At 52.0% G+C, this 1284-nt stretch carries 2 protein-coding genes; both read left to right on the top strand.

The genetic code is table 11. The features are described 5' to 3' along the window. Nucleotides 1-130 precede the first annotated feature (130 nt). A complete protein-coding gene (locus tag AC1DRJ_RS28105; protein ID WP_027925739.1) occupies nt 131-757 on the top strand; it encodes a response regulator transcription factor in 627 nt (208 codons plus the stop codon). Between the two features lie 8 nt (nt 758-765). Then, nucleotides 766-1284: transporter substrate-binding domain-containing protein (locus tag AC1DRJ_RS28100; RefSeq protein ID WP_477805014.1), on the top strand; the 519-nt coding region annotated here is incomplete at its 3' end.

Here is a 1284-nt window from a genome sequence, read left to right as displayed (position 1 = left end):
CCGGTAGTCCTATTCCTTTTCAATTGTAGGATTTTTCCTATATCGCTGCTATCTGCCTGTCAGTTCATGCGTCCCCTCAACTATCTGAGCTAAGGTGCGCGCTTTATTTGAGCTCGCATGGGATCTGATTATGAACTCCGTTTTTATTGTCGACGATCACCCCGTCATCCGTCTTGCCGTCCGAATGTTGCTCGAACATGAGGGCTATAAAGTTGTCGGTGAAACTGATAATGGGGTCGACGCCATGCAGATGGTTCGCGAATGCATGCCAGACCTGGTCATTCTCGACATCAGCATTCCCAAACTGGACGGACTGGAAGTGCTATCCCGCTTCAACGCCATGTGTACGCCGTTAAAAACCCTGGTATTAACGGCTCAGTGCCCGACATTGTTCGGTATTCGCTGTATGCAGTCCGGTGCGTCGGGCTATGTATGCAAACAGGAGGACCTCAGCGAACTGGTGAGTGCAATCAAGGCAGTGCTTTCAGGCTACAACTATTTCCCCAGTCAGGCGTTGAACCCTGTCCGTAGCGATGACACGCGATACGCTGACCTTGAGCTGTTCAAGTCAGTCAACGACCGGGAGTTGATGGTGTTGCAATTGTTTGCACAAGGCCGTACCAACAAGGAAATTGCCAAGGGCATGTTCCTCAGCAACAAGACAGTCAGCACCTATAAAAAGCGCCTGATGCAAAAACTCAAAGCCAAATCACTGGTTGAACTCATCGATATGGCAAAACGCAACGCCTTAGTGTGAGAGTCCGAATGCCCAGTCGTATAAAGGATTATCTAATACTGATAGCTGCAGGCTTATGTCTGAGCACATCAGTGTCTGCGACACATTCCGCCAGCGAGCATTACACCCTGCTCAGTCGCTCAATGGCCGGTCACATGGAAGTCCAATTGGACAAATCACAACGACAATGGCTCAACAACAAGCGTGAACTGATTTTGGGCACTTCAGCCCCCGATTACCCGCCTTTCGACCTGACCAATAGCGGCAGCGAGTATGAAGGTTTCACTGCTGATTACGCGGGCATCCTAGGCAAGGCCACGGGACTGCCAGTCAAGGTTCAGCGCTACACGTCTCGAGAAAACGCGATCGAGGCGCTGGAAAACGGCGACGTCGATATGCTTGGCAGTGCCAATGGTTTTGAGGCACGCCACGCCGGGATTGTGCTTTCCACGCCTTACGCTGCGGACCAGCCGGTTCTGGTGACACGAGAAGGAGAAAGCCGGTCCCTGACCGATGGCCTTGCCGGGTTACGGTTGAGCATGGTGTAC

The sequence above is a fragment of the Pseudomonas sp. P5_B2 genome (assembly GCF_056400445.1).
The sequence above is the reverse complement of the archived record's forward strand: the minus strand, read 5'-3'. Positions and strand labels throughout refer to the sequence as shown.

What these genes read in the sequence shown, in the direction of transcription:
- AC1DRJ_RS28105 (WP_027925739.1), top strand. Translation starts at nt 131, where the DNA reads ATGAACTCCGTTTTTATTGTCGACGATCACCCCGTCATCCGTCTTGCC.